This window comes from Paraburkholderia aspalathi, assembly GCF_905220735.1.
In the GTDB taxonomy this organism is placed as follows: Bacteria; Pseudomonadota; Gammaproteobacteria; order Burkholderiales; family Burkholderiaceae; genus Paraburkholderia; species Paraburkholderia aspalathi.
Map to the genome: position 1 here is coordinate 124,686 of NZ_CAJNBA010000002.1, position 21,975 is coordinate 146,660.

Below are 21,975 nucleotides of genomic sequence, written 5' to 3' on the forward strand. Positions count from 1 at the left end.
GGCTCAACAAAAGTCCGTCGCCGCGAGGCCATCGTCACAAGCAAACCCCATTGCCATGCAACACCTGAAATACCTGACAGGCTACCCAGCCGGGCTGCAGGAAAAAGTCAAAAAGCTGATCGCCGAGGAACAACTCGGCTCGTACCTCGTGAAGCGCTACCCTGACACGCACCAGGTACAAACAGATCGGGCCCTGTACGAGTACTGCTCGGAGCTCAAGCGCGAACACCTTCGCAACGGCGCGCAAATCGACAAGGTCACTTACGACAGCAAGCTTGATGTTGTGCGCCACGCACTCGGCCTGCACACGAGCATCTCGCGCGTGCAGGGCGGCAAGCTAAAGGCGAAAAAAGAAATCCGCATCGCCTCGCTATTCAGGGAGGCTGCGCCGGAGTTCCTGAAAATGATTGTCGTGCACGAACTCGCTCACTTGACGGAAAGCGACCACAACAAGGCGTTCTACCGCCTCTGCGAATTCATGCAACCGGGCTACCACCAGATTGAATTCGATCTGCGCTTATATCTAACGCACCGCGATCTCACGAAAAACCAGACTTGAGCGCCAAGCTTAAGATGCGGAATTTCGGGTGACGCCTACGAGCGATCGTCCGAAGCTCCGCATCAAGAGCATCAAGCAGCAACCGCTTCAACAACCGCCGACGCCGTCAACAGCACTGGAATCGACTTCGAAGTCGGCGTCCCCGCGCCGTCGGCAACCGAAGAGAGCGGCACCAACGGATTTGTTTCCGGATAGTAGGCGCCAAGACACCCACGCGGAATGTCGTATTCCACCAGCAGGAATCCAGCCGCGTGACGCTCGATTCCATCGGCCCACACGCTCTTGATATCCACGCGCTGGCCCGCAACGAAACCTAGCATCGCGAGATCGTCCTTGTTGGCGAACAGCACGCGCCGCTGCCCATACACGCCGCGATAACGGTCGTCGAGGCCGTAGATCGTCGTGTTGTACTGGTCGTGTGAACGCGTCGTCATCAAGGTCATCAGACGCTCGCCATGCTCGGCGCGCGCCTGATGAATCGGCGTGTCGACGTCGATCGCATGCACAAGGAACTGCGCCTTGCCGCTCGGCGTTTTCCAGATCCGCTCGCGCGACGCCACGCCCAGGTGAAAACCGCCCGGGTTCTTGAGGCGCTCGTTGTAGTTCTGGAAGCCGTCGATCACCTGCGCAATGCCGTCGCGAATCAATGCATAGTCAGCGGCCTGAGCGAGCCAATCAACTTTGTTGCTGCCGAGCGTGGCGTGCGCCATGCGCGCGACGATTGCAATCTCCGACAGCAGATTCTCCGAGGCCGGCTTGTTCATGCCATACGAGATGTGCACCATGCTCATCGAATCCTCGACGCTCACGCCTTGCGCCACGCCATTCTGCAGATCGATTTCGGTGCGTCCGAGCGTCGGCAGAATCAGCGCGTCGCGGCCATGTATCAGGTGACTGCGGTTCAGCTTGGTCGTGATGTGCACGGTCAGCTCGCACGAGCGCATCGCTTCCCACGTACGCGGCGTGTCCGGCGTCGCGATCGAGAAGTTGCCGCCGAGGCCGATGAACACCTTCACCTTGCCGTCGAGCATCGCCTGGATCGTGTTGACGACGTCGAGACCATGCTCACGCGGCGGTTCGAAATCGTAGACTTCGCCGAGCCGATCGAGAAACGCCTGAGTCGGCCGTTCTTCGATGCCGACCGTGCGGTCGCCCTGCACATTCGAGTGTCCGCGCACCGGGCACAAGCCCGCGCCGCGGCGGCCGATATTGCCGCGCATCATCATCAGGTTCGACAGGATCTGCACCGTCGGCACGGAGTTCTTGTGCTGCGTGAGGCCCATGCCCCACGTCGAAATCACCGCACGACCCTTTACGTAGATGTCGGCGAGCTTCAGCACGTCTTCGAACGGCACGCCTGATTCGGCGACGATCGTGTCCCAGCTTTCGGCACGCAAATCGTCGGCAAACGTATCGAAGCCGACCGTGTGTTCGGCGATGAACGCGACGTCGAGCACGCGTTCGAGACCCGAGGCCAACGCTTCGTCGTCTAGTTCGATCACGCGTTTGGCGACGCCCTTGATCAAGGCGAAATCGCCGCCCACCTTCGGCCGGATGAACACGGAGCTGATTTTCGTGCTGCCCATCGTGATCATTTCCACCGGATGCTGCGGACTCGCAAAGCGCTCGAGGCCACGTTCCTTCAGCGGATTGATCGACACAATGGTCGCGCCGCGCTTCGCGCATTCACGCAGTTCGCCGAGCATGCGCGGATGGTTGGTTGCCGGATTCTGGCCGAAGATCAGCAGCGTATCGGCGTGTTCGAAGTCGTCGAGCGTGACCGTTCCCTTGCCGATGCCGACCGTGTGCGGCAAGCCGCGGCTGGTCGCTTCGTGGCACATGTTCGAGCAATCGGGGAAATTGTTGGTGCCGTACATGCGCACGAACAGCTGGTACAGGAACGCGGCTTCGTTGCTGGCGCGGCCCGAGGTGTAGAAGGCGGCGCTGTCCGGATCGTCGAGGCGTTTCAGGTGATCGGCAATGAGATCGAAGGCTTCGTCCCAGCCGATCGGCACGTAACGGTCGCGCACGGCGTCGTAGACGAGCGGGTCGGTCAGACGGCCATGTTGTTCGAGCTCGTAATCCGACTGCGCCATCAGTTCTTCGACCGTATGCTCCTCGAAGAACGCCGGCGTCACGCGCTTGCTGGTCGCTTCTGCCGCCACAGCCTTGACGCCGTTTTCGCAGAACTCGAAGGTCGACGCATGCTCGCGGTCCGGCCACGCGCAACCCGGGCAGTCGAAGCCGTCCGGCTGGTTCTGTTTGAACAGCATGCGGTAGTCGCCGCCCGTCACCTTTTCCTTGATGAGGTTGATGGCGACGTATTTGAGCGCGCCCCAGCCAGCGGCGGGGTGGGTATACGGTTCGATGCGAGCTTCGGGTTTCTTCATGATCTGCCGCCGGATATGGCTTGGACGAGGCTTTTATGCCGATGCATGAAAGCCTACTGTGTTCCAAAAACGGCGCAGCATACAGAAAAACGGAAAGGAGAGGGGTACAGTTGCAGGAAATTTGTCATAGACTGGCGTTCCGCCCATGTTTTTGTTCGAGCCAGGTCCTTGAAACTGTACGAAAAACTTGCCGATGAAATGACCGAAGCCGTGCGCCGCGGCGTGTTCGCGGCGGGCGAGCGGATTCCGTCGGTGCGGCAGGCGAGTCAGCAGCACGGCGTCAGCATCAAGACCGTGCTACATGCGTACGCGTTGCTGGAAAGCCGGGGGATTGTCGAAACCCGGCCGCAGTCGGGCTATTTCGTGCGCGACGCGTTGGCGACGTCGGCCGCGCTCGACGAGCCGCGCCTGAACCGCCAGCCGGCCGCCCAGGCGCCGCCGGTGGCCGCTGCGGTCGACGTGAGCCGCCTCGTGTTGTCGACGCTGCGCAGCATCCGTGCGCATGACGCCGTGCCGCTCGGCTCACCGTATCCCGATCCGTCGTTGTTCCCGTGGCGGCGTATCAACCAGTACGCGAATGCGATCGCCCGGCGTCACGCGAGCTGGAATCTGATCGACGACCTGCCGCCCGGCAATCCCGAGCTGATCCGGCAGATCGCGCGGCGCTATGCCGAGAACGGCGTGCCGGTCGACCCTGACGAAATCATCATCACGCTCGGCGCGACCGAGGCGATCAACCTCAGCTTGCAGGCGGTCGCCAAACCCGGCGACACGGTCGCCGTCGAGTCGCCGACTTATTACGCGATGCTGCACGCCATCGAGCGTCTCGGCATGCGCGCCATCGAAGTGGCGACGCATCCGGTCCACGGTATCGACATCGAGGCATTGGCCCAGGTCATCGCACGGCAGAAGATCGCCGCGTGCATGGTGATGCCGAACTTCCAGAATCCGCTCGGTTTCCAGATGCCGGACGAGCGCAAGCGGCAACTGGTCGAACTGCTCGCCGCGCACGACATTCCCGCCATCGAGAACGATGTCTATCAGGAGTTGTACTTCGGCGAGGCGCGGCCGTCGACCTTGAAGAACTACGACACCAAGGGACTGGTGCTGCATTGCGCGTCGTTTTCGAAGAGCCTGACCGCGTCGTACCGGATCGGCTGGGCGATGCCGGGGCGCTACCGCGCGCAGGTCGAGAAGCTGAAGTTTCTCAACACGCTGACTACGCCTTCGGTGCCGCAAGTCGCCGTCGCCGATTACCTGAAACAGGACGGCTACGACCGGCATTTGCGGCACGTGCGCAAGGTCTACCGGCAACAGGCGAGCATCATGATGGCGATGGTGCAGCGGTTTTTTCCGGCAGGCACGCGCATGTCGACGCCGCAAGGCGGCTACGTGCTGTGGGTGGAGTTGCCCGAAAGTGTCGATTCGATGCGGCTCTATCAGGCGGCGCTCGCGCGCAGTATTACGATCGGGCCAGGCATGATGTTTTCGATGCGCGACGATTTTCGCCACTTCATGCGGCTCAATTACAGCTATCCGTGGACGGCGCAGACCGAGGCGGCATTGAAGACGCTGGGAGAACTGGTGGCGCAGATGGCCTGATCGGCCTTCAGAAAAGCGAGGAGACATTCACGATGGAAGACGATGAACTCGATCCGGTACTGGTCGCCGTGCTGGCGCAGTTGTGGCGCGCGTATCTGGAAACGCCAGGCGGCGCGTGGTCGCTCGCCAAGCTGTCCAAACAGGCGGACGTGCCGATGAGCGGCTTGCGACGGCAACTGACGGCGTTGGTCGACGGCGGCCTGGTGGACACCACGTTCAACGAGGAAGGCACGGGAACGGCGCGCCTGAGCGAGATCGGCCAGGACTTGTGCGCGGATTTGTTCGGTGAGGACGGCTCGCCAGACGATGACGAGGCTGACCCGCCACCACGCGTTCACTGAGTTTTCCGGCCACCAAAATACAGATTCCGTTATGGGCGGGATAACGGGAAATAATTTTTCCGAGGAAATTGACCTTCGAATATGGCCCCCTATGCTGGAGCCTTGCCCGGGACAGTCCCGGGCACTGTGGCAGGCACCTGGAAACCATCTTCGGAGAATTCATGAAAGCAAAGCTGGCGCGAGTGCTGCATCACTCATTGCGCATCAAAACCGTTCGCACTGTTCTTGCTGCAGCGTTCGGCGCGTCCCTCGCGCTCGGCGCCGGGGCGGCAGCCGCTGCGACTGCGCAGCCGCTCGGCATCGCCTTCGTCTACCTCGGCAATCCGGGCGACGCCGGCTGGACCTACGCGCACGAACAGGGCGTGAAAGAGGTCGAGGCGAAATTCGGCGACAAGATCAAGGTGACGCGCGTTGAGAACGTGCCGGAGTCGGCGGATTCGGAACGCGTGTTTCGCGATCTGGCGGCGAAGGGCAACAAGATCGTGGTCGGCTCGAGCTTCGGCTTCCAGGATTTCGAACTAAAGGTCGCCAAGGACTTCCCTGACGCCGTATTCGAACATGCGACCGGCTACAAGAAGGCCGCCAACTTCGCCACCTATGACGTGCGGACTTACCAGAGCGCATATCTGGCCGGACTGGTCGCCGGTTATACGACGAAGTCCAACACGCTCGGCTTTGTCGGCTCGGTACCGGTGCCGGAGGTGGTGCGCAACATCAACGCGTTCACGATGGGTGCGCGCTCGGTCAACCCGAATGCGCGCGTAAAGGTCGTGTGGATCAATAGCTGGTTCGACCCGGGCCTCGAAAAGCAGGCCGCCGAGACACTGATCGGCCAGGGCGCCGACGTGCTGATCCAGAACACCGATTCGACGGCGACGATGCAGACCGCCGAGCAGAAGAAAGTGCATGCATTCGGCTGGGACTCCGACATGAAGAAGTTCGGGCCGAACGCGCAGTTGGGCGCATGCGTGAGCAACTGGGGCGTGTACTACACGCATCTGGTGCAGCAGGTGATGGCGGGTTCGTGGAACAACTCGCCCGTATGGTGGGGGCTGAAAGAGAAAGCGATCGATCTGGCCAACATCAACACGAATGCGGTGTCGCCGACGGCGCAAAAGGCGTTGAGCCAGAAACGTGACGACATCATCTCCGGCAAGTTCAATCCGTTTGCCGGTCCGATCGCGGATCAGTCCGGTGTGGTGAAGGTCGCCGCGGGCAAGTCGTTGAGCGATGCCGAGCTGCTGCGTTTGAACTGGTTCGTGCAAGGCGTCGACGGTACTCTGCCGAAGTAATGCATTGATTGGCTTGCCTAACTATTATTAAAAATTAAAGGAGATCGTTCGTGAGTCTTACCGTCCCGACCGATGCCGGCGCCGCTGGAGTGGCGCCGGCTTATCCGCCGCAGGGTTTAACGCCGACGCACGAACAGGTCGTGCGGCATCTGCGGCATTCGAGCCGGGTGGCCGAGCGGGCGACGCTGCTGGGGCACCATCCGTTCGGCGCGGTGCTGGTCGGCCCGGATCAGGAGACCGTGTTGATGGAGCAGGGCAATGTCGATACGGTGAATCACGCCGAGTCGGTGCTGGCTCGCGTGGCGGCGTTGAACTTCACGCCGGAGTACTTGTGGAGTTGTACGCTGTACACGTCGGTTGAGCCTTGCTGCATGTGTGCCGGCACGATGTACTGGGCCAATATCGGCCGCGTCGTGTTTGGCATGACCGAGAAGCGCCTGCTGGAGGCGACCGGCGATCATGCCGAGAATCCGACCATGAGCGTGGATTGCCGGTATGTGTTCGATCACTGCCAGAAGCCCGTCGAGGTGATCGGGCCGGTGGCCGAAGTGGAGACTGAGGTGCTGGAAGTTCAGCGGAAGTTCTGGAGCGGCAGGTAGTGCTATTGCACGTCCGCTGGCGCGAGCATCGCCAGTCCGCAGAACCAGTCGCCGCCGTGCGGCTGATATTTCCACTTACCGTTGTTCTCCTTGATCACAGTGGAGCACTGGTCATTCACGACGATTCCCGGATCTGCCGCGGTGCATCGAAGCATCGCGGTTTCGGTTTGCTGTAGCGCAGGCATCACCACCTTACGCTGAGTGTTCGGTTCAGTCGGCCCATCCGGGTTTCCCGTTTGGATGCTTTCGATTAGCCGTTGCAGTTCCTCGATCCGGGTCTCGTACCACGTCCCCAGACACGCCGCATCGCGGCAATTCGCTTCCCGCCACGCCCACTTACTGTCACTGTCCGTGAGGAACGCGCGACGGTTGACGACCCGTCGCCGCGCTTTCCAGTACAGTTGCCCAAGCGTGTCATCGAGCTTCGAGAGCGCAGGGTCGTTGCAGATCATCCGTTCGGTGAGCGAGCGTCCCCTCGTGCAGTCGAAACTGGTAGCGTGAGCGGGCAGATACGTGAGCATCAATGCGGCGACAAAGATTGGGCGGAAAATTTTCATGGTGCTCCCGGCAGTGCATGGGTTTTTCATGCAATGGATGATCGGCCGAGTCGTCGGACTACAGAGGCCCGAAAACAGCATGAGTTCGGGTGGGTGATTACCAAATCTTGCTTTGCTCGGGGCGCACTGGAACGGCTAGGGCAATTCCATAAGCATTTGCCGGCTGGTTTCAGGCATGCGCATTGCAGATGTGGATAAGTACGGGACGTAAAAACGGGAGAAAAAATGAAACAACACCTCGTTCGATGCATGTATGCGGCGTTCAGCTTGCTGGCGCTGCCAGCAGTGGCGTCCGCGCAGTCGCAGGCTTATACGAATGGCACGGTCAACGTGCGCGCCGGGCCGGCTTCGGATTACCCGGTCGTGACGCAATTGCCGGGCGGTGTCCCGGTAAGCGTGATGGGTTGCATCAGCAACTACCAATGGTGTGACGTCGCGGCTGAGAATCTGCGCGGTTGGGTCTACGCAGCGCGACTCAGCTATCCCTATCAGGGCAGCAATGTGCCGGTGATGAGCTACGGCACGGTGATCGGCTTGCCGATCGTGACGTTCTCGATCGGCACCTACTGGGGCAATTATTATCGGGGCCGGCCGTGGTACGGGCAGCAATCGCGCTGGGCGCATCATTCACCGCCACCACCCCCGAGACCAGGTGCAGGACGGCCACCAGGTTGGCGTCCGCCCGGAGGTCCGCCGCCCGGAAGTGCGGGTGGTCGGCCGCCAGGCGGTCGGCCACCGGATAACGCAGGCGGACGTCCACCGGGTGGCCAGCAGGGCAATGGGGGCGGACGCCCACCGGGCGGCCAGCAGGGCAATGGAGGCGGACGCCCACCGGGCGGGCAGCAGGGCAATGGAGGTGGACGCCCACCGGGCGGCCAGCAACCGGGCAATGCAGGCCGTCCACCGGGCGGGCAGCCGGGCAATGCAGGCGGACGTCCACCGGGCGGGCAACCGGGCAATGCAGGCGGACGCCCGTCAGGCGGGCAGCAGCCGGGCAATGCAGGCGGCCGTCCACAGGGAGGGCAGCAAGGCGGCGGGAATAACCGGCCTCAAGGTGGGTCTCAACGGGGCGGCGATCGGCCGCCCGGAAGCGGAAACAACTGAGGCAAGGTGGACCGGTCCGTCCGGTCCACCCATTCCCTTCAGTAGATTGCGTTCATAAACGCCGAGCTGACCGCTCGCAAGGTTTCCTGCGAGCGTGGGTCGCTCAGCCGCGTATGCAGTACCACCTTCGAATTCGGCAGCGTCGGCAAACCGAGTTGTTCGCCGACCTCCACCGCTCCCGCCGGCGCCACGCGCTGCGCCAGCGCGGCCACGGCGAGCCCTGCACTCACGGCAGCGCCGACAGCCATCACGCCTCCACCAACGAACACCTCGGTCCACGCAATCCCGGCCGCATCGAGCGCGTCCGTGGCAATCGCGCGAATCCCGCATGGCGCGGCGAGCGTCGCCAGTTTTAGCGGCTGCCCCTCGCGATGCTGCCAGCCCGGCGCCGCGAACCAGCCGAGCCGCTCCTCCGCCAACAGTTGTCCATCTTGACGATCACCTTCGCGACGGCCGATCGCCGCGTCGACTTCACCCCGCTCGAACCATGCAAGCACGTCGCGCGACGCGGCAATGCGCACCTCGATGACGAGGAGCGGATCGTAAGCCGCGAGCCGCCCCAGCAGCGCCGGCAGATTCGGCCCTGCCACGTGGTCGCTGATGCCGAGCTTGAGCCGGCGTTCCGGCGCGTCGTCGGTCCCCGCCAGTGCCCGCTCATGAGCGAGCAGCAATTGCCGGGCGGCGCCGATGAAAGCGTCACCCCGCGGCGAGAGTCTCACCGCGCGCGGGGTGCGCTCCAGCAGGCGGTAACCCAGACGTGCTTCGAGCCGTTTGAGCTTGAGGCTCATCGCGGCTTGTGACGTATCCATGACTTCGGCGGCGCGCGTGAAGCTGCCGAGATCCGCGACCAGCACGAAGGCCTGGATCGCATCAAGATCGAGAGGACGGGCGAGGGTGCTCATATCAAAACTTTATCGCAGATATAAACTACCATATCTTGATGTAATGATTGCGCCGGCGCAAGCTCATCCTCAGTCGAAACCATAAGGAGCTCGCCATGCTTGCCAAACAGTATTCGCACCGTCTGCCGTCCACCTACGATATGGGCATCATCCGCGAGCGCGCGACGCGGCGCGGCCCGCTGTGGGACGAGACCGAGGGGCTGGGATTCAAGGCTTTCGTCGTCCGCGAACGGGGCCGCTACGGCGCTACCGCGAACGTATATTCCGCGGTGTATCTGTGGCTCGACGCTGAGCAGACCGCCGACTTCTTCATGGGCTCGCGCTTTCAGAACGTGATCGACGACTTTGGCCGTCCCGACGTCGAAACCTGGTTGCCGCTCGATGCCCGCAAGGGGCCGGCGCAACGGGCGCTTGCGTTGTATCGCGAGGAACAGCTGATCGGCGAGCAGGACAACCGCGCCGAGTTGCGCGCCGCATTGATCGAGCAGAACCGTCGCATCGCGAAGCAGGACGATACGGTCGCCGTGGTCTCCGCACTCGATGTCGCCAACTGGAAGCTGATCCATTTCACGCTGTCGTCGTCGCCGCCGGTTGCCACGGCGGGGCGCACGGTCTACGAGGTGCTGCATCTCGCGCGGCCCGGCGTCGCGAGCCTGAAGTGAGCGCTAGCGGGGTGTCCAACGGCAGAGCGGCTGAGACCGGTCCGGCAGCCGTTCCGGCGGCCCCCGCTCAACCCGTGCCGCTGCTAGCGCCGCTCGATATCCGCGTGGCGCTGGCCGCGCATCTGGCAGGGCTGGCGCTGACAATGGCCGCGATCGCCGGCTTCACCGTGCTCGCCGTGTTAACGGGGCAGTCGCTTCATTGGCTGACCGACTAGCCGGTCACACGCTTAGCACGCTATGCATCGTAATTAAAGTGCGCTAGCCTCGCGTAAACCCCGGTGTGCCGCTTACACTAACTTGCCGATGTGGGGTTAGGGGGCGCACATATGACACGCGAAGCGACATCAGATAGCACGATGGGAGCAACGCCTGAGGGCACCCGCTACGGGCCGGATCGGGCCGAGGGGGTGTTGGCGTCGGAGCGTACGGTGTTGCGGCTGATTACGCGCAACACACCGCTGCCGGAATTGCTCGACGAAGTATGCCGCCGCGCCGAAGCGCTGCTAGGCGATGGTGCGACCTGTTCGATCCTTCTACTGGACGCGGACGGCGTACGCGCGCGCGTGGGCGGCGCGCCTTCTCTGCCGGCGGACTTCAGCGCCGCGATCGACGGTGTCCCGATCGGCCCGCGAGCCGGGTCCTGCGGCACCGCGATGTACGAGCGGCGCATGGTCGCCGTCGAAGATATCGAAACCGATCCGCTGTGGGGCGATTTCCGGCACCTCGCGTTGCCGCTCGGTTTGCGCGCGTGCTGGTCGGTGCCGTTTGAAAACGATGCCGGCGCGGTGCTGGGTGCGTTCGCGGTCTATCACCGCACGTCGCGCCGGCCGACCCCCGAAGAAGCGGCGATGCTCCACGACATCAGCCACAGTGTCGGTCTCGCTGTTCATCAGGACGCGATGGCGCAACGCCTCGCGCACAGCGAGGAGCATCACCGGCTGGTCGTGAACCATCTCAACGAAGGCATCATCGTGCAGTCGCGCGAAGGCGTGGTGCTGGCCTGCAATCCGAGTGCGCAACGCATTCTGCGGGCGAGCGCCGATCTGGTCGGCCGCGACATTCAGACGGTGATGGTGCGTGCATATCACGAGGACGGTTCAATCGTCACCGACGCCGATCGTCCCACCAGTCAGGTGCTGGAGACCGGCAAATCCAGGCTCGGCATCACGATCGGTCTGGAACTGACGGACGGCGATGTCGTCTGGATTACTGAGAATGTCGTGCCGATCATCAAGCCGGGCGACAGCGAACCCAGCTCGGTGCTGATCTCGTTTACCGACATTGGCCCGGTGCGCGAGGCGCAACGGCAACTCAAGTTTCTGGCCACCCGCGATCCGCTCACGGGCCTGTACAACCGCGCCTACCTGGCCGAGCGGATGCGCGATCTGTTCACGCCGGGTGATGTGGCAGGCATGGGCGAGCTGGCGCGGGTCGCCGTGCTGTTTGTCGATCTGGACGGTTTCAAGAAGGTCAACGACACCGCCGGTCACGAGGCCGGTGATGCGCTTCTGTGCAGCGTGGCGGAGCGGCTGTCGGCGTGTGTCGCGCGCGACGATACGCTCGCGCGCGTGGGCGGCGACGAATTCGTAATCGTGGTCAGCGCTTACGAAAACACGGGTCGGCTGATCGCGCTTGCCCAGCGTATTCTCGATACGATCGCGGTACCGTTCGCGGTGGCGGACAACGAGTACTACATGGGGGCATCGATCGGCATCAGTCTGTTTCCCGAGGACGGCCAGGACGTGCCCACGTTGATGCGCAACGCCGACTCGGCGATGTATCACGCGAAACAATGCGGCCGCAACAATTTTCAGTTCTTCACCGCCGAGCTGAATCGGCATCTGCAACGCCGCTTTATGATCGAGCAGGCGTTGCGGCGCGCGCTCGCCACGGATGAACTGAGCCTCGTGTATCAACCGATCGTCGACAGCCAGTGCGGCCGTACGATCGGCGCCGAGGCGCTGCTGCGCTGGTACAACAGCGAGCTGGGCAACGTCTCGCCGGTGGAGTTCATCCCGGTGGCCGAAGATGCCGGCCTGATCGTCGAGATCGGCTCATGGGTGCTGGCGCGGGCCTGCGAGCAGGTCGCGCAATGGCGGCGCACGCTGGCGCCGGATCTGATCGTCGCGGTGAATCTGTCACCGCGCCAGTTCAAAGGCGGACTGGTGGAGCGCATCGAGCGCTGTCTCGAGGAGTCCGGGCTCGAGCCGGCGGCGCTGGAGCTGGAGATTACCGAGCGGCTGTTGATGAGCGACAGCGACGCCGTCCTGCCGATGCTCACCGCGTTGAGCGCGATGGGCGTGCGGATTTCCGTCGACGATTTTGGCACCGGTTATTCGTCGCTGTCGTATCTGAAGCGGTTTCCGCTGCATAACCTGAAGATCGACCGTTCCTTCGTCGCGGGCTTGCCGGATCATCGCGATTCGATCGCGATCACGCAGGCGGTCGTGGCAATGGCCCATTCGCTCGGCATGAATGTCACGGCGGAAGGTGTGGAAACCGCCGAGCAGGCGGCGTTTTTGCGCGGGATCGCTTGCGACAAGCAGCAGGGCTATTTTTATAGCAGGCCTGTGGGGGCGAGCGCTTATGCGCGTAGCCTGCATGACGCGCAGGTGGGGCTGGCCAGCGCTTCATAGCTGCCCTGACGTCTCGGGACACGGCTGTAGGCGCCGCAAACCCACTTCGCCCGAGGGGCTAATTCAGCAATCGGACCTCACTGCTCACTGCCGCGGGGATCCAGATTCGATTGTTCAGATTCCCAAACAAGTGCCTTCGCGTTCCCGGTATTTATCCGCGGCCCCGGTCTCCCTAAAATCCTCCCATCGAATGTACATTCCGCGTCGTGCCAGAACGGCCCAGCGCGATGGGAGCCGTTATGCCAGCCTTAATTCAGAACCAGCTTTATCGGCCCGCGGTGATTCTGCCGATGGTCGCGCTCATGCAGGTAATGGTCTCGCAGGATTTCAACCTCGGCCAGGTCGGCTGGGTTGTGGCCGCTCGCGGCGCGCAGGCCGCGCTGCAACGCTCGCGCGAGTTGATCTGCGCCGTGCATTGCCACGCCTGAACCTAAGCGGGCGCAATTTGCAGCAATTGGCCGCGCCGGCCCATTGGCGGCGCGAAAACAGATCTGCGGCCGGCGCGCGAACGCCACCGCGCGTGACAGAAACAACGAGAAGCAAACAGAAGGAGCGATAGCGGCAACGCGAGGCGCTGAGGGTAAGATGCTACGACCAGCACCCCAGCCTCGGGAGATCTGCCATGCCACAGCACTTCGACGCAGTCGTGATCGGTACGGGACAAGGCGGGGCGCCGCTCGCTGTCCGTCTCGGTCAAAGCGGCCGCAAAACCGCGGTGATCGAACGCGGGGCTTTCGGCGGGACTTGCGTGAATGTCGGCTGCACACCCACCAAGTCGTATGTAGCTAGCGCCCGCGCGGCCCATGTGGCGCGCCACGCCGCGGACCTGGGCGTGCAGGTGAGCGGGACGGTCAGCGTCGATCTGGCAGCGGTCAAGGCGCGTAAGGACAAGATCATTGGCCAATCGCGCGACGGCGTCGAGAAATGGCTGCGCGGCACGGATAACGTCACCGTCTTCACCGGCCATGCGCGCTTCACCGGCGCGCATACGCTCACCATCAGTGGCCCGGACGGCTCGGTGCGCGACGAACTCAGCGCTGACGAAATCTTCATCAATACCGGTACGCGCGCCGTCGTGCCGCCGCTCGAAGGGCTTGAGCGCGTTCGCTACTACACCAACTCCAACCTGCTTGAACTGACGGAATTGCCGGACCATCTGGCGATTGTCGGCGGCAGCTATATCGCGCTCGAATTTGCGCAGATCTTTCGCCGCTTCGGCAGCCGGGTGACGGTGCTGGTGCGCGGCGAGCGCGTGCTGACGCGCGAAGATGCCGACTTCGCCAACTCGGTGCAGAAGGTGCTGGCGCGTGAAGGGATCGAGTTTGTCTTCGGCGTACAGCCTGCGCGGGTCGAACCGCATCCACATCACGAGAACGAGGTGTGCATCGGCTTCGAGCAGAACGTGCCCGCGCTCGAAGCGTCGCACCTGCTGTTCGCCACCGGCCGTGAACCGAACACCGACGACCTTGGCCTCGACGCTGCCGGCATCGCGACGGACAAGCACGGCATGATTCCCGTCGACGGCCAGTTGCGCACCAACGTGTCGGGCATCTGGGCGATTGGTGACATCAACGGACGCGGCGCCTTTACCCACACTTCCTACGATGATTTTCAGATCGTCGCTGCTAATCTGCTCGACGGCGGCGCGCGCAGCGTCGATACACGGATCATGACGTACGCGGTGTTCGTCGACCCGCCTCTCGCGCGCGTCGGGCTGTCGGAAACCGACGTGCGCAAAGCCGGCCGTGAGGCGCTGATCGCGACCATGCCGATGACGCGGGTGGGCCGCGCGCGCGAACGCGGCGAGACAGACGGTTTCATGAAGGTGCTGGTCGACCCGCAAAGCAAGCAGATTCTTGGCGCGGCGATCCACGGCATTGAAGGCGACGAAGCGCTGCACACGTTCATCGACATCATGACGGCCGGCGCGCCGTATCCGACCTTGCAGTACGCCATGCACATTCATCCGACCATCAGCGAACTGGTGCCGACCTTGCTCGATGGCCTCAAGCCGATGAAGTGAGCGCCGCACCGGTGGTATTCCGGGAGCGAGCGTGCTCGGCGAAAGCGTGTAGCGAACTCAGATAGCGAGCCTAGCCGGAGCACAAGCGATGAAACGCACGATCAGCAGCGGCAACCTCTTCGATCCCGGCGCGCCAGCCGGCGCTGACGAGCAGGTCGACGCGCTCGTGGAACAGGTCGGCGTGACCATCGAACGGATCGTCTCCCGAGGGCACGCAAGCCCGCCGGACTTCTGGTACGACAGTCCGCGCGCAGAGTGGGTCGTGCTGCTGAGCGGCGCGGCGGCGCTGGAATTCGAAGGCGAGCCTGAACTGCATCCGATGAAACCCGGCGACCACGTGCTGATCGACGCACATTGCCGGCATCGGGTGGCATGGACCAGCGACACGGAGCCGAGCGTGTGGCTGGCGGTGTACTACCCTGGCGCTTGCCAGTGACCGATAGCTGAGATCACGTCGCCATAACGGGATTAAACTCGAACTGGCACGTATCCTGGAGCGAGATCATGAATGATGCTGACCCCAAAAGCACTTTTCGCGGTCTTCCGTTGACCCCGGAACAGGACGCGGAAGTCAGACACTACATAAAAAAGCAGAAGCAGCAGGGCGCGGCGTGGGACACGCCGGAACTGGCGTCCATGCTTCGCGACATGCTGGAACCGCCGGGCGATGACGACGGAGAATTCGATCCCGACTTCGACGAAACGAAAGCCGCCGCGGAACGTGCAGCGGCCTCGATCGACGAGGCGATGGACCCGATCGAGGCGAGCGAAGAGCGCAACGCCGCGATGGAAATCGAGGCCATGAAGGGCTTGAGACGCTGAGCCTGGATTGCAGGACGCATTGCATTGCAGAACCACTGACGAGCGGCGTTGATCGACCCGACGGGAGAAGGTCGCGAGTCCACCACGGATCAGGAAAACAACATGAGCATCAGCATCGTTCAGCTTGGGTCTCCGAGAGCGGCTGACGAGGGGCTGCGTATCGGCACCGTTCGGCGGCCGCCGCGCGGCGTACCCCGGGCCGAATTCGCCACCCGTGACTATTACGACGTGTGGCTGCCCAATCTCTCGCCTGACGCGGAGCTGGTCAAGGAAGCAAAGGCGGTGACGAGCGACCGCGACTGGGCTGCGTTCGCGAAGAAATTCCGCGCGGAGATGAATGGCGGCGATGCCAGCAAGGTGTTGGACCTGCTTGCCGCCTTGTCGAAAACGACCAACTTTTCCGTCGGCTGCTATTGCGAGGACGAAAACCGCTGCCATCGCAGCATTCTTCGTCAGTTGTTGGACGAGCGGGGCGCGCTGATCAGGTGAGGCGCGCATGCGCCGCCGGCCGCATTCGACAAGTCCGGTTGTCATCACCGATAATCGGCGGCGTAACGACTACACAATCAGGAAACCGACCGATGGGCAAGGGACGCGTCGAAGCCTTCAGCGATGGCGTGATCGCCATCATCATCACAATCATGGTGCTCGAATTGAAGGTGCCGGACGGCTTCGATCTCGCCGCGCTGCGCCCCGTGATCCCCGTGTTCTGCGCCTACGTGCTGAGTTTCATCTACGTCGGCATCTACTGGAACAATCACCACCACCTGTTCCATACCGTGCAGAAGGTCAACGGCGCGGTGCTCTGGGCCAATCTCCATCTGTTGTTCTGGCTATCGCTGCTGCCGGCCGTCACGCATTGGGTCGGTGAAAACCATCTCGCCGCCTGGCCGACCGCGATGTACGGCGCCGTGCTGTTCATGTCGGCGATTGCGTATTTCATTCTGACCCGCGTGCTGATCCGCGAGCACGGTACGGAGTCGACGCTCGCGAAGGCGGTCGGCAACGACTTCAAGGGCAAGGTGTCGGTCGTCATCTATCTGGTGGGCATGGCGCTGGCATTTGTTCAGCCGTGGCTCTCGGCCGCGCTCTACACGCTCGCCGCGGCCTGGTGGCTCATTCCCGACCGCCGTATCGAACACCTGATGGAAGCGTAAGCATGTTGCTTGCGCTCAAGCTCACGCTGGTGCCCGCGTTTCTCGCCGCGCTGACTGTGGCGGGGCGGGTGTGGGGACCGTCGGTGGCGGGATGGCTCGCGGGGCTGCCGGTGGTGTCCGGCCCGATCGTGTTGCTGCTCGCGCTGGAGCGTGGGCCGGCGTTCGCGGCGTTGGCGTCGGTGGCATCGATTGCGGCGATTGCCGCCTCCGAGGCGTTCAATTTTGCGTATGCGTGGACCTGCCGGCGTTCAGCATGGCCGCTTGCGCTTGTGGCCGGCATGCTCGGATGGGTTGGCGTGGCGATGTTACTCACACATTTGCCGGGTGGACTGATGTGGGCGGTGGCCGCGAGTTGCGTGGCTGTCGCCATTTCGCAAAGCGGCTTGCCGCGCGTCACCGGCCATGTGCGGGCGACGCGTCTCGGGCTCGGCGATCTTGCGCTGCGCATGCTCGCCGGCGCGGTGCTGACGTTGGCGGTGACGACGCTGTCCGCGTCGATGGGCGCGACATGGAGCGGGCTGCTGTCGGTGTTTCCTTTGCTCGGCATCGTGCTTGCGGTGTCGGCCCAGCGCGCGCATGGCTCGGATTTCGTTGCGTTGTTGATGCGCGGCATGGTGATCGGCCGCGGCTCGTTCGCGGCGTTCTTCGCCGTGACCGCGACGATGTTGCCGCACTACGGTGTGTGGGTCAGTTTTGCGTGCGCGGCGGTGGTGTCGATGGTGGTGCAAGGGGCGACCAGGCGATTGCTTCGCGCAAAGCGGCCGGCGCAGGTTGTGACGCGTGAGCTTGCTGAACAGCAGTCAGCGGATTGAGGCCGTTTGGCCGATACTGACATCATGACTTCGCGCACCCAAGGCTCCATCGTCACTCGAATCGGTTTGATCTCCGACACGCATAACCTCGTGCGTCCTGAAGCCCTGCAGTACCTCGCAGGGTGCGATGCGATCATCCACGCGGGCGATATCTGCAATCAGGCAGTGCTCGATGCGCTCGCACAGATCGCGCCGGTCACCGCCGTGCGCGGCAACAACGACATCGACGAGCCGGTCGCCTCGCTACCGACGCACGTCAAGCTGACCGTTCAACAGGTGACGATCCTCGTCGTGCATGACATTGCCGATGTGGGCGACGATCCGCGCAGCGAAGGCATCGACGTGGTCGTGACGGGCCACTCGCACAAACCCGCAATCAGCGAGCGCGACGGCGTGCTGTACGTCAATCCAGGCAGCGCAGGGCCGAGACGTTTCAAGTTGCCGATTTCCGCCGGCATGCTGATCGTTGAAGGTGCGCGCGCAAGCGCAACCTTCGGTTCTCTCGTGACATAAAAAAACGGGCCGGCAGAATATCTGCCGGCCCGTTGCTACTGCGCAATCCAGGATCAGGCACGCGCCGTAGCAGCAGACGCGTAACCTTCATCCATCTCCGCCGCCTCACGCTCGCCGCGCAGCACCGCATGCGCTTCGGCACGCGTCGCGACACACGGACCGGAGCCGAGCAAGGGCTTGCGGGCCGTTTCACGCAGCGCGAACACCGACACGATACCGATCAGCGACGCGCCCATCAGGTAGTACGCGGGCATCATCAGATTGCCGGTGCTGTCGACGAGCCATGCCGTCACGAGCGGCGTCGTCCCACCGAACAGCGACACCGAAATGTTGAAGCCGATCGCGAGCGCGCCGTAGCGGATCTTGGTCGGGAACAGCGCCGGCAGCGCCGACGGCATCACGCCGGTAAAACACGACAGCAGCACGCCGAGAATCATCAGGCCGCCGAACACCGGCAGCACCGTGCCCATGCGAATCAGCAGCAGCGCGGGAATCGACAGCACGAACAGACCCACGCAACCGAACAGCATCACCGGTTTGCGGCCGATCGTGTCGGACAGGTGGCCGGCTGCCAGCGTCATCGGCATCATCAGCACCATCACGAGCAGCACGAGGAAGAGACCGTGCGTTTCGTTGAAGTGCAGCGTAGCCGACAGATAGCTCGGCAGATACGAGAGCGCCATGTAATCGGTGACGTTGAAGATCAGCACGAGGCCAACGCACAGCAGAAGCGGCTTCCATTGCTGCATCAGCAGCTCGCGGAACGATTGCTTCGGGAGCGCCTTGTCTTCGGCTTCGCGTTGTTCGGCCTGCTTCTTGAACGCGGGCGTTTCTTCGAGCTTCATCCGGATGTAGAGACCCACCAGACCCAGCGGGCCCGCGATCAGGAACGGCACACGCCAGCCCCACGAGAGCAGCGCCTCGTTCGAGAGTGTCGCCGTTAGAACCGCGACCGTACCCGCGCCGAGCACATAGCCGATCAGCGTGCCGAATTCGAGGAAGCTGCCCATGAAGCCGCGGCGCTTGTCCGTCGAGAATTCGGCGATGAAGGTCGCAGCGCCGCCGTATTCACCACCCGTCGAGAAGCCTTGCACGAGGCGCGCGACCAGCAACAACGCCGGCGCGAAAATGCCGATCGTCGCATAGCTCGGAATCAGGCCGATCGCGAAGGTGCCGAGCGCCATCATGATCATGGTCATGGCCAGCACCCGCTGACGGCCAATGCGGTCGCCCAGCGGCCCGAACACCATGCCGCCGACCGGCCGCACGAGGAACGCCGCGGCGAACGTGCCGAAGGTGGCGATCAACTGGGCGGACGGGCTCGACGACGGGAAGAACACTTTGCCGAGCGTGACAGCGATATAGCTGTACACGCCGAAATCGAACCATTCCATTGCGTTGCCGAGCGCCATGGCGCCGACGGCCCGCTTGAGGAGAGATTTGTCGACGACGGTGATGTCGTCGAGAGAGAGGCGTTGTTCTTCTTTGTGATGTCGCCAGAAGCCGTTGCTGGAAGCGGTCAAGGTGAAAACTCCAATGACTGCGACGAAACTCATGAAAACGCGCATGAACGTTCCGCCACGGGTGCTGGGGAAGTGCAGTTTCGCGAGCAGAGCGATGGCGTCTCTCTCGCCCGAAGGCGATAGAAGGGGGCGTGAAAAAAGAAAACAGAACGCCCGTGCCTCGCGAATCATTCGCGAAAAAACACTCGTCTAGATTGTGCTGACTGTTGCATCTGCGTGGCCGTGGAAGGGGGGCAGATGCATGAGGACGCTGGGGTGGCTGAAAGCTGGCCCATGCGCCGCTGAAAGGCTCGAAACGAAAAAGGCCGGTGCTGGATCGCCGCTCATAGTGCGAGCTCAAGCGGGGAAACGACCGACAAGCCTTCTTGTATAAAAACTATTCAATCCGGCCCTTGGTACGCATTGCATGCCAAGTGTGAACTGAATGTGAATGAAGGTAAATTGCTGTTGGAACGGTGCACATGATAGCACGATGACGGACGATCGTGCAAACCCAAGGTCCGGTGGGCAGCCCGGGGAGGGCGCCCAATCCCTTGCGTGGCGGGGGATTCGGCGGATTGAGACGGTATGGAAAAGAGGCTTAAAAGTGGCCGGAAATGGTCCGGTTGGTGAATTTTTCCAAGGCTTGAAAGTGGCGAAATACGCGGCCAAATTCGCGGCCAGACAGGCGAAAAAAATCCGCGCTCGCGGCGCGGATTTTTTGTCAGGCTGGTCGCCAATTCTGGCTTGTAGCTCAGAAAAGCGCTTACTCGGCTGCCGGCGGCACGTAGCCCTGCGCCGTATCCGCGCCTTCGCCAAAGAAGAACTTTTCGGTCTGCTTCATCAGATACTGGCGTGCGCGCGGATCGGCCATGTTCAGGCGGTTTTCGTTGATCAGCATGGTTTGCTGCTTCAACCAGGCCTGCCAGGCTTCCTTCGAAATGCTTTCGTAGATCCGCTTGCCAAGTTCGCCCGGCAGCGGCGGGAAATCGAGGCCTTCGGCTTCCTTGCCGAGCTTCGCGCATTGAACCGTACGAGTCATGCTGTGCTTCTCCTATATCGATGTGGGGCGGGCAGTCGCTTTATATGGGGACGCTCAGAGCTGTTTCATCAGCACGAGCGACTTGCGCTGCCAGTTATAGAGTCGGCGGCGGTCTTCCGGCAGGTCGTCGACCGTGACCTTGACGAAGCCGCGCTTGAGGAACCAGTGTTCGGTACGCGTAGTGAGCACGAAAATCCGCGTGAGGCCGCGTGCCCGGGCGCGTTGTTCGATGCGTTTGAGCAGGCGCTCGCCGTCGCCGGTGCCTTGCGCTTCAGGCGCGACCGTGAGGCAGGCCATTTCGCCGATGCGCTCCTGCGGGTACGGATACAGCGCCGCACAGCCGAACAGCACGCCATCGTGCTCGATCACCGAGAAATGGTCGATGTCGCGTTCGATCTGGTGGCGGCCGCGCCGCACCAGCGTGCCGTCGGATTCGAGCGGCTCGATCAGCGAGAGAATGCCGCCGACGTCGTCCGGCGTGGCTTCGCGCAGGCTTTCGAGGTTCTCGTACGAGATCATCGTGCCCACGCCATCGTGCAGGAACAGTTCGAGCAGCAGGCTGCCGTCGAGCGCGTAGGGGATGATGTGTGCCCGCGCCACGCCGCCGCGGCAGGCGCGGATCGAATGTTTCAGATAGAAGCCCGCGTCGCCGGTGACCTCGCCGCTTTCATGCAGCTTGTAGGCGTCGTCGAGCGACAGTTCGCGAACCAGCACCGGTCCGTCTTCGCCGGTCTCCATCAGGCCCGGGGTCTCGGTCAGGAACACGATCTTGTCGGCGCGCAGGGCGATCGCCGCCGCCGAGGCGACGTCTTCCATCGACAGATTGAATGCCTCGCCGGTGGGCGAGAAGCCGAGCGGCGAGAGCAGCACCAGCTTGCGGCTCGCGAGCGAATGGCGGATCGAATCCGCGTCGATCTTGCGCACTACGCCCGTGTGGGCGAAATCGACGCCGTCCAGAATGCCGACCGGGCGCGCCGTCACGAAGTTGCCCGACACCACGCTGATGTGCGCGTGCGCCATCGGCGTGTTCGGCAAGCCCTGGCTGATCGCCGCCTCGATATCCAGCCGCACTTCGCCGGCCGCTTCTTTCGCGGACTCCAACGCGCGTGCATCGGTAATGCGCATGCCGTGCGAAAACTCGGATTCCACGCCGTGCAGGCTCATCTGCTCTTCGACCTGCGGTCGCGAGCCATGCACCAGCACGATCTGGATGCCCATGGCCTGCAGCAGCGCGATGTCGGACACGAGAGCATTCAGGAGCCCCTGATGCACCACCTCGCCGCCGAAACCGACGACGAACGTCTTGTTACGGAACGCATGGATGTAAGGGGCGACTGAGCGCATCCAGTCGACGAATTGCGCGTGCTGTGCGAGGTCTTCCGTTGCTCCGGCGGGGGCCGGAACGCTCGCGGGCGCGGGGACGAGGTCGGTTTGGGAATTCATGCCGGGGATTATAATGC

General features: G+C 62.9%; 23 protein-coding genes. 17 read left to right on the plus strand and 6 right to left on the minus strand.

Translation table 11 applies throughout. The features are described 5' to 3' along the window. The first annotated feature begins 55 nt into the window (after positions 1–55). Positions 56–559: a YgjP-like metallopeptidase domain-containing protein gene (locus tag KHO30_RS11550; protein WP_211701804.1), complete on the plus strand. Its 504-nt coding sequence runs from the start codon at positions 56–58 to the stop codon at positions 557–559. A 71-nt stretch (positions 560–630) separates the two neighbouring features. On the opposite strand, the gene KHO30_RS11555 is transcribed toward KHO30_RS11550, so the two are convergent. Further along, a complete protein-coding gene (locus tag KHO30_RS11555) occupies positions 631–2,949 on the minus strand; it encodes an FdhF/YdeP family oxidoreductase (RefSeq protein ID WP_211701110.1) in 2,319 nt (772 codons plus the stop codon). A 168-nt stretch (positions 2,950–3,117) separates the two neighbouring features. Here KHO30_RS11555 and KHO30_RS11560 point away from each other — a divergent pair, with 168 nt between their 5' ends. From KHO30_RS11560 to KHO30_RS11575, 4 genes are all read left to right on the plus strand, one after another. Continuing rightward, positions 3,118–4,551 carry an aminotransferase-like domain-containing protein gene (locus tag KHO30_RS11560; protein ID WP_211701111.1) on the plus strand — a complete coding sequence of 478 codons (1,434 nt, stop codon included), beginning with the start codon at positions 3,118–3,120 and terminating at the stop codon, positions 4,549–4,551. Between the two features lie 32 nt (positions 4,552–4,583). Then, on the plus strand, positions 4,584–4,892 hold the full coding sequence (locus KHO30_RS11565) for a helix-turn-helix transcriptional regulator (protein ID WP_211701112.1): 309 nt from the start codon (positions 4,584–4,586) through the stop codon (positions 4,890–4,892). A gap of 161 nt (positions 4,893–5,053) precedes the next feature. Further along, positions 5,054–6,184 carry a BMP family ABC transporter substrate-binding protein gene (locus tag KHO30_RS11570; RefSeq protein ID WP_093633596.1) on the plus strand — a complete coding sequence of 377 codons (1,131 nt, stop codon included), beginning with the start codon at positions 5,054–5,056 and terminating at the stop codon, positions 6,182–6,184. A 50-nt stretch (positions 6,185–6,234) separates the two neighbouring features. Continuing rightward, entirely contained in the window at positions 6,235–6,783 is a 549-nt protein-coding gene (locus KHO30_RS11575) for a nucleoside deaminase (protein WP_093633595.1), read from the plus strand. Positions 6,784–6,785: 2 nt separating this feature from the next. On the opposite strand, the gene KHO30_RS11580 is transcribed toward KHO30_RS11575, so the two are convergent. Next, on the minus strand, positions 6,786–7,340 hold the full coding sequence (locus tag KHO30_RS11580; RefSeq protein WP_211701113.1) for a lysozyme inhibitor LprI family protein: 555 nt from the start codon (positions 7,338–7,340) through the stop codon (positions 6,786–6,788). A gap of 225 nt (positions 7,341–7,565) precedes the next feature. On the opposite strand from KHO30_RS11580, the gene KHO30_RS11585 reads away from it, so the two are divergent. Beyond that, positions 7,566–8,444, plus strand: a complete 879-nt coding sequence (locus KHO30_RS11585; RefSeq protein WP_211701114.1) for an SH3 domain-containing protein — start codon at positions 7,566–7,568, stop codon at positions 8,442–8,444. A 38-nt stretch (positions 8,445–8,482) separates the two neighbouring features. Here KHO30_RS11585 and KHO30_RS11590 read toward each other — a convergent pair whose 3' ends face one another. Continuing rightward, a complete protein-coding gene (locus KHO30_RS11590) occupies positions 8,483–9,346 on the minus strand; it encodes a LysR family transcriptional regulator (RefSeq protein ID WP_211701115.1) in 864 nt (287 codons plus the stop codon). 95 nt (positions 9,347–9,441) lie between these two features. Here KHO30_RS11590 and KHO30_RS11595 point away from each other — a divergent pair, with 95 nt between their 5' ends. The 11 genes from KHO30_RS11595 (at position 9,442) to KHO30_RS11645 (ending at position 17,971) form a co-directional block, all read left to right on the plus strand. Next, the gene (locus KHO30_RS11595; RefSeq protein ID WP_211701116.1) at positions 9,442–10,008 is read left to right on the plus strand and encodes a DUF4865 family protein; all 567 of its coding nucleotides are present in this window, start codon (positions 9,442–9,444) and stop codon (positions 10,006–10,008) included. Continuing rightward, positions 10,005–10,223: a hypothetical protein gene (locus KHO30_RS11600; protein ID WP_211701117.1), complete on the plus strand. Its 219-nt coding sequence runs from the start codon at positions 10,005–10,007 to the stop codon at positions 10,221–10,223. The genes KHO30_RS11595 and KHO30_RS11600 overlap by 4 nt, the downstream gene beginning before the upstream one ends. Positions 10,224–10,334: 111 nt before the next feature. Next, on the plus strand, positions 10,335–12,644 hold the full coding sequence (locus KHO30_RS11605; RefSeq protein ID WP_211701118.1) for a putative bifunctional diguanylate cyclase/phosphodiesterase: 2,310 nt from the start codon (positions 10,335–10,337) through the stop codon (positions 12,642–12,644). 239 nt (positions 12,645–12,883) lie between these two features. After that, positions 12,884–13,072 carry a hypothetical protein gene (locus tag KHO30_RS11610; protein ID WP_054043350.1) on the plus strand — a complete coding sequence of 63 codons (189 nt, stop codon included), beginning with the start codon at positions 12,884–12,886 and terminating at the stop codon, positions 13,070–13,072. Positions 13,073–13,266: 194 nt separating this feature from the next. Then, a complete protein-coding gene (locus KHO30_RS11615; protein ID WP_200650650.1) occupies positions 13,267–14,667 on the plus strand; it encodes an FAD-containing oxidoreductase in 1,401 nt (466 codons plus the stop codon). 88 nt (positions 14,668–14,755) lie between these two features. Then, positions 14,756–15,103, plus strand: a complete 348-nt coding sequence (locus KHO30_RS11620) for a cupin domain-containing protein (protein ID WP_211701119.1) — start codon at positions 14,756–14,758, stop codon at positions 15,101–15,103. A 68-nt stretch (positions 15,104–15,171) separates the two neighbouring features. Continuing rightward, positions 15,172–15,489: a hypothetical protein gene (locus KHO30_RS11625; RefSeq protein WP_093633587.1), complete on the plus strand. Its 318-nt coding sequence runs from the start codon at positions 15,172–15,174 to the stop codon at positions 15,487–15,489. A gap of 102 nt (positions 15,490–15,591) precedes the next feature. Then, complete coding sequence (locus KHO30_RS11630) at positions 15,592–15,978, plus strand: DUF488 domain-containing protein (RefSeq protein WP_211701120.1); 387 nt, start codon at positions 15,592–15,594, stop codon at positions 15,976–15,978. 92 nt (positions 15,979–16,070) lie between these two features. Continuing rightward, positions 16,071–16,646, plus strand: coding sequence for a TMEM175 family protein (locus KHO30_RS11635; RefSeq protein WP_093633585.1), 576 nt, complete (start codon positions 16,071–16,073; stop codon positions 16,644–16,646). Positions 16,647–16,648: 2 nt separating this feature from the next. Beyond that, positions 16,649–17,458, plus strand: coding sequence for a hypothetical protein (locus KHO30_RS11640; protein WP_167378326.1), 810 nt, complete (start codon positions 16,649–16,651; stop codon positions 17,456–17,458). Positions 17,459–17,482: 24 nt separating this feature from the next. Further along, complete coding sequence (locus tag KHO30_RS11645) at positions 17,483–17,971, plus strand: metallophosphoesterase family protein (RefSeq protein ID WP_211701121.1); 489 nt, start codon at positions 17,483–17,485, stop codon at positions 17,969–17,971. 53 nt (positions 17,972–18,024) lie between these two features. Here KHO30_RS11645 and proP read toward each other — a convergent pair whose 3' ends face one another. The 3 genes from proP to argA form a co-directional block, all read right to left on the minus strand. Continuing rightward, positions 18,025–19,527 (minus strand): glycine betaine/L-proline transporter ProP, encoded by a 1,503-nt coding sequence (gene proP / locus KHO30_RS11650; RefSeq protein WP_234475448.1) that lies wholly within the window; start codon positions 19,525–19,527, stop codon positions 18,025–18,027. Between the two features lie 712 nt (positions 19,528–20,239). After that, positions 20,240–20,515, minus strand: coding sequence for an oxidative damage protection protein (locus KHO30_RS11655; protein ID WP_054043359.1), 276 nt, complete (start codon positions 20,513–20,515; stop codon positions 20,240–20,242). 54 nt (positions 20,516–20,569) lie between these two features. Further along, on the minus strand, positions 20,570–21,958 hold the full coding sequence (gene argA / locus KHO30_RS11660; RefSeq protein ID WP_054043361.1) for an amino-acid N-acetyltransferase: 1,389 nt from the start codon (positions 21,956–21,958) through the stop codon (positions 20,570–20,572). Positions 21,959–21,975: the final 17 nt, after the last annotated feature.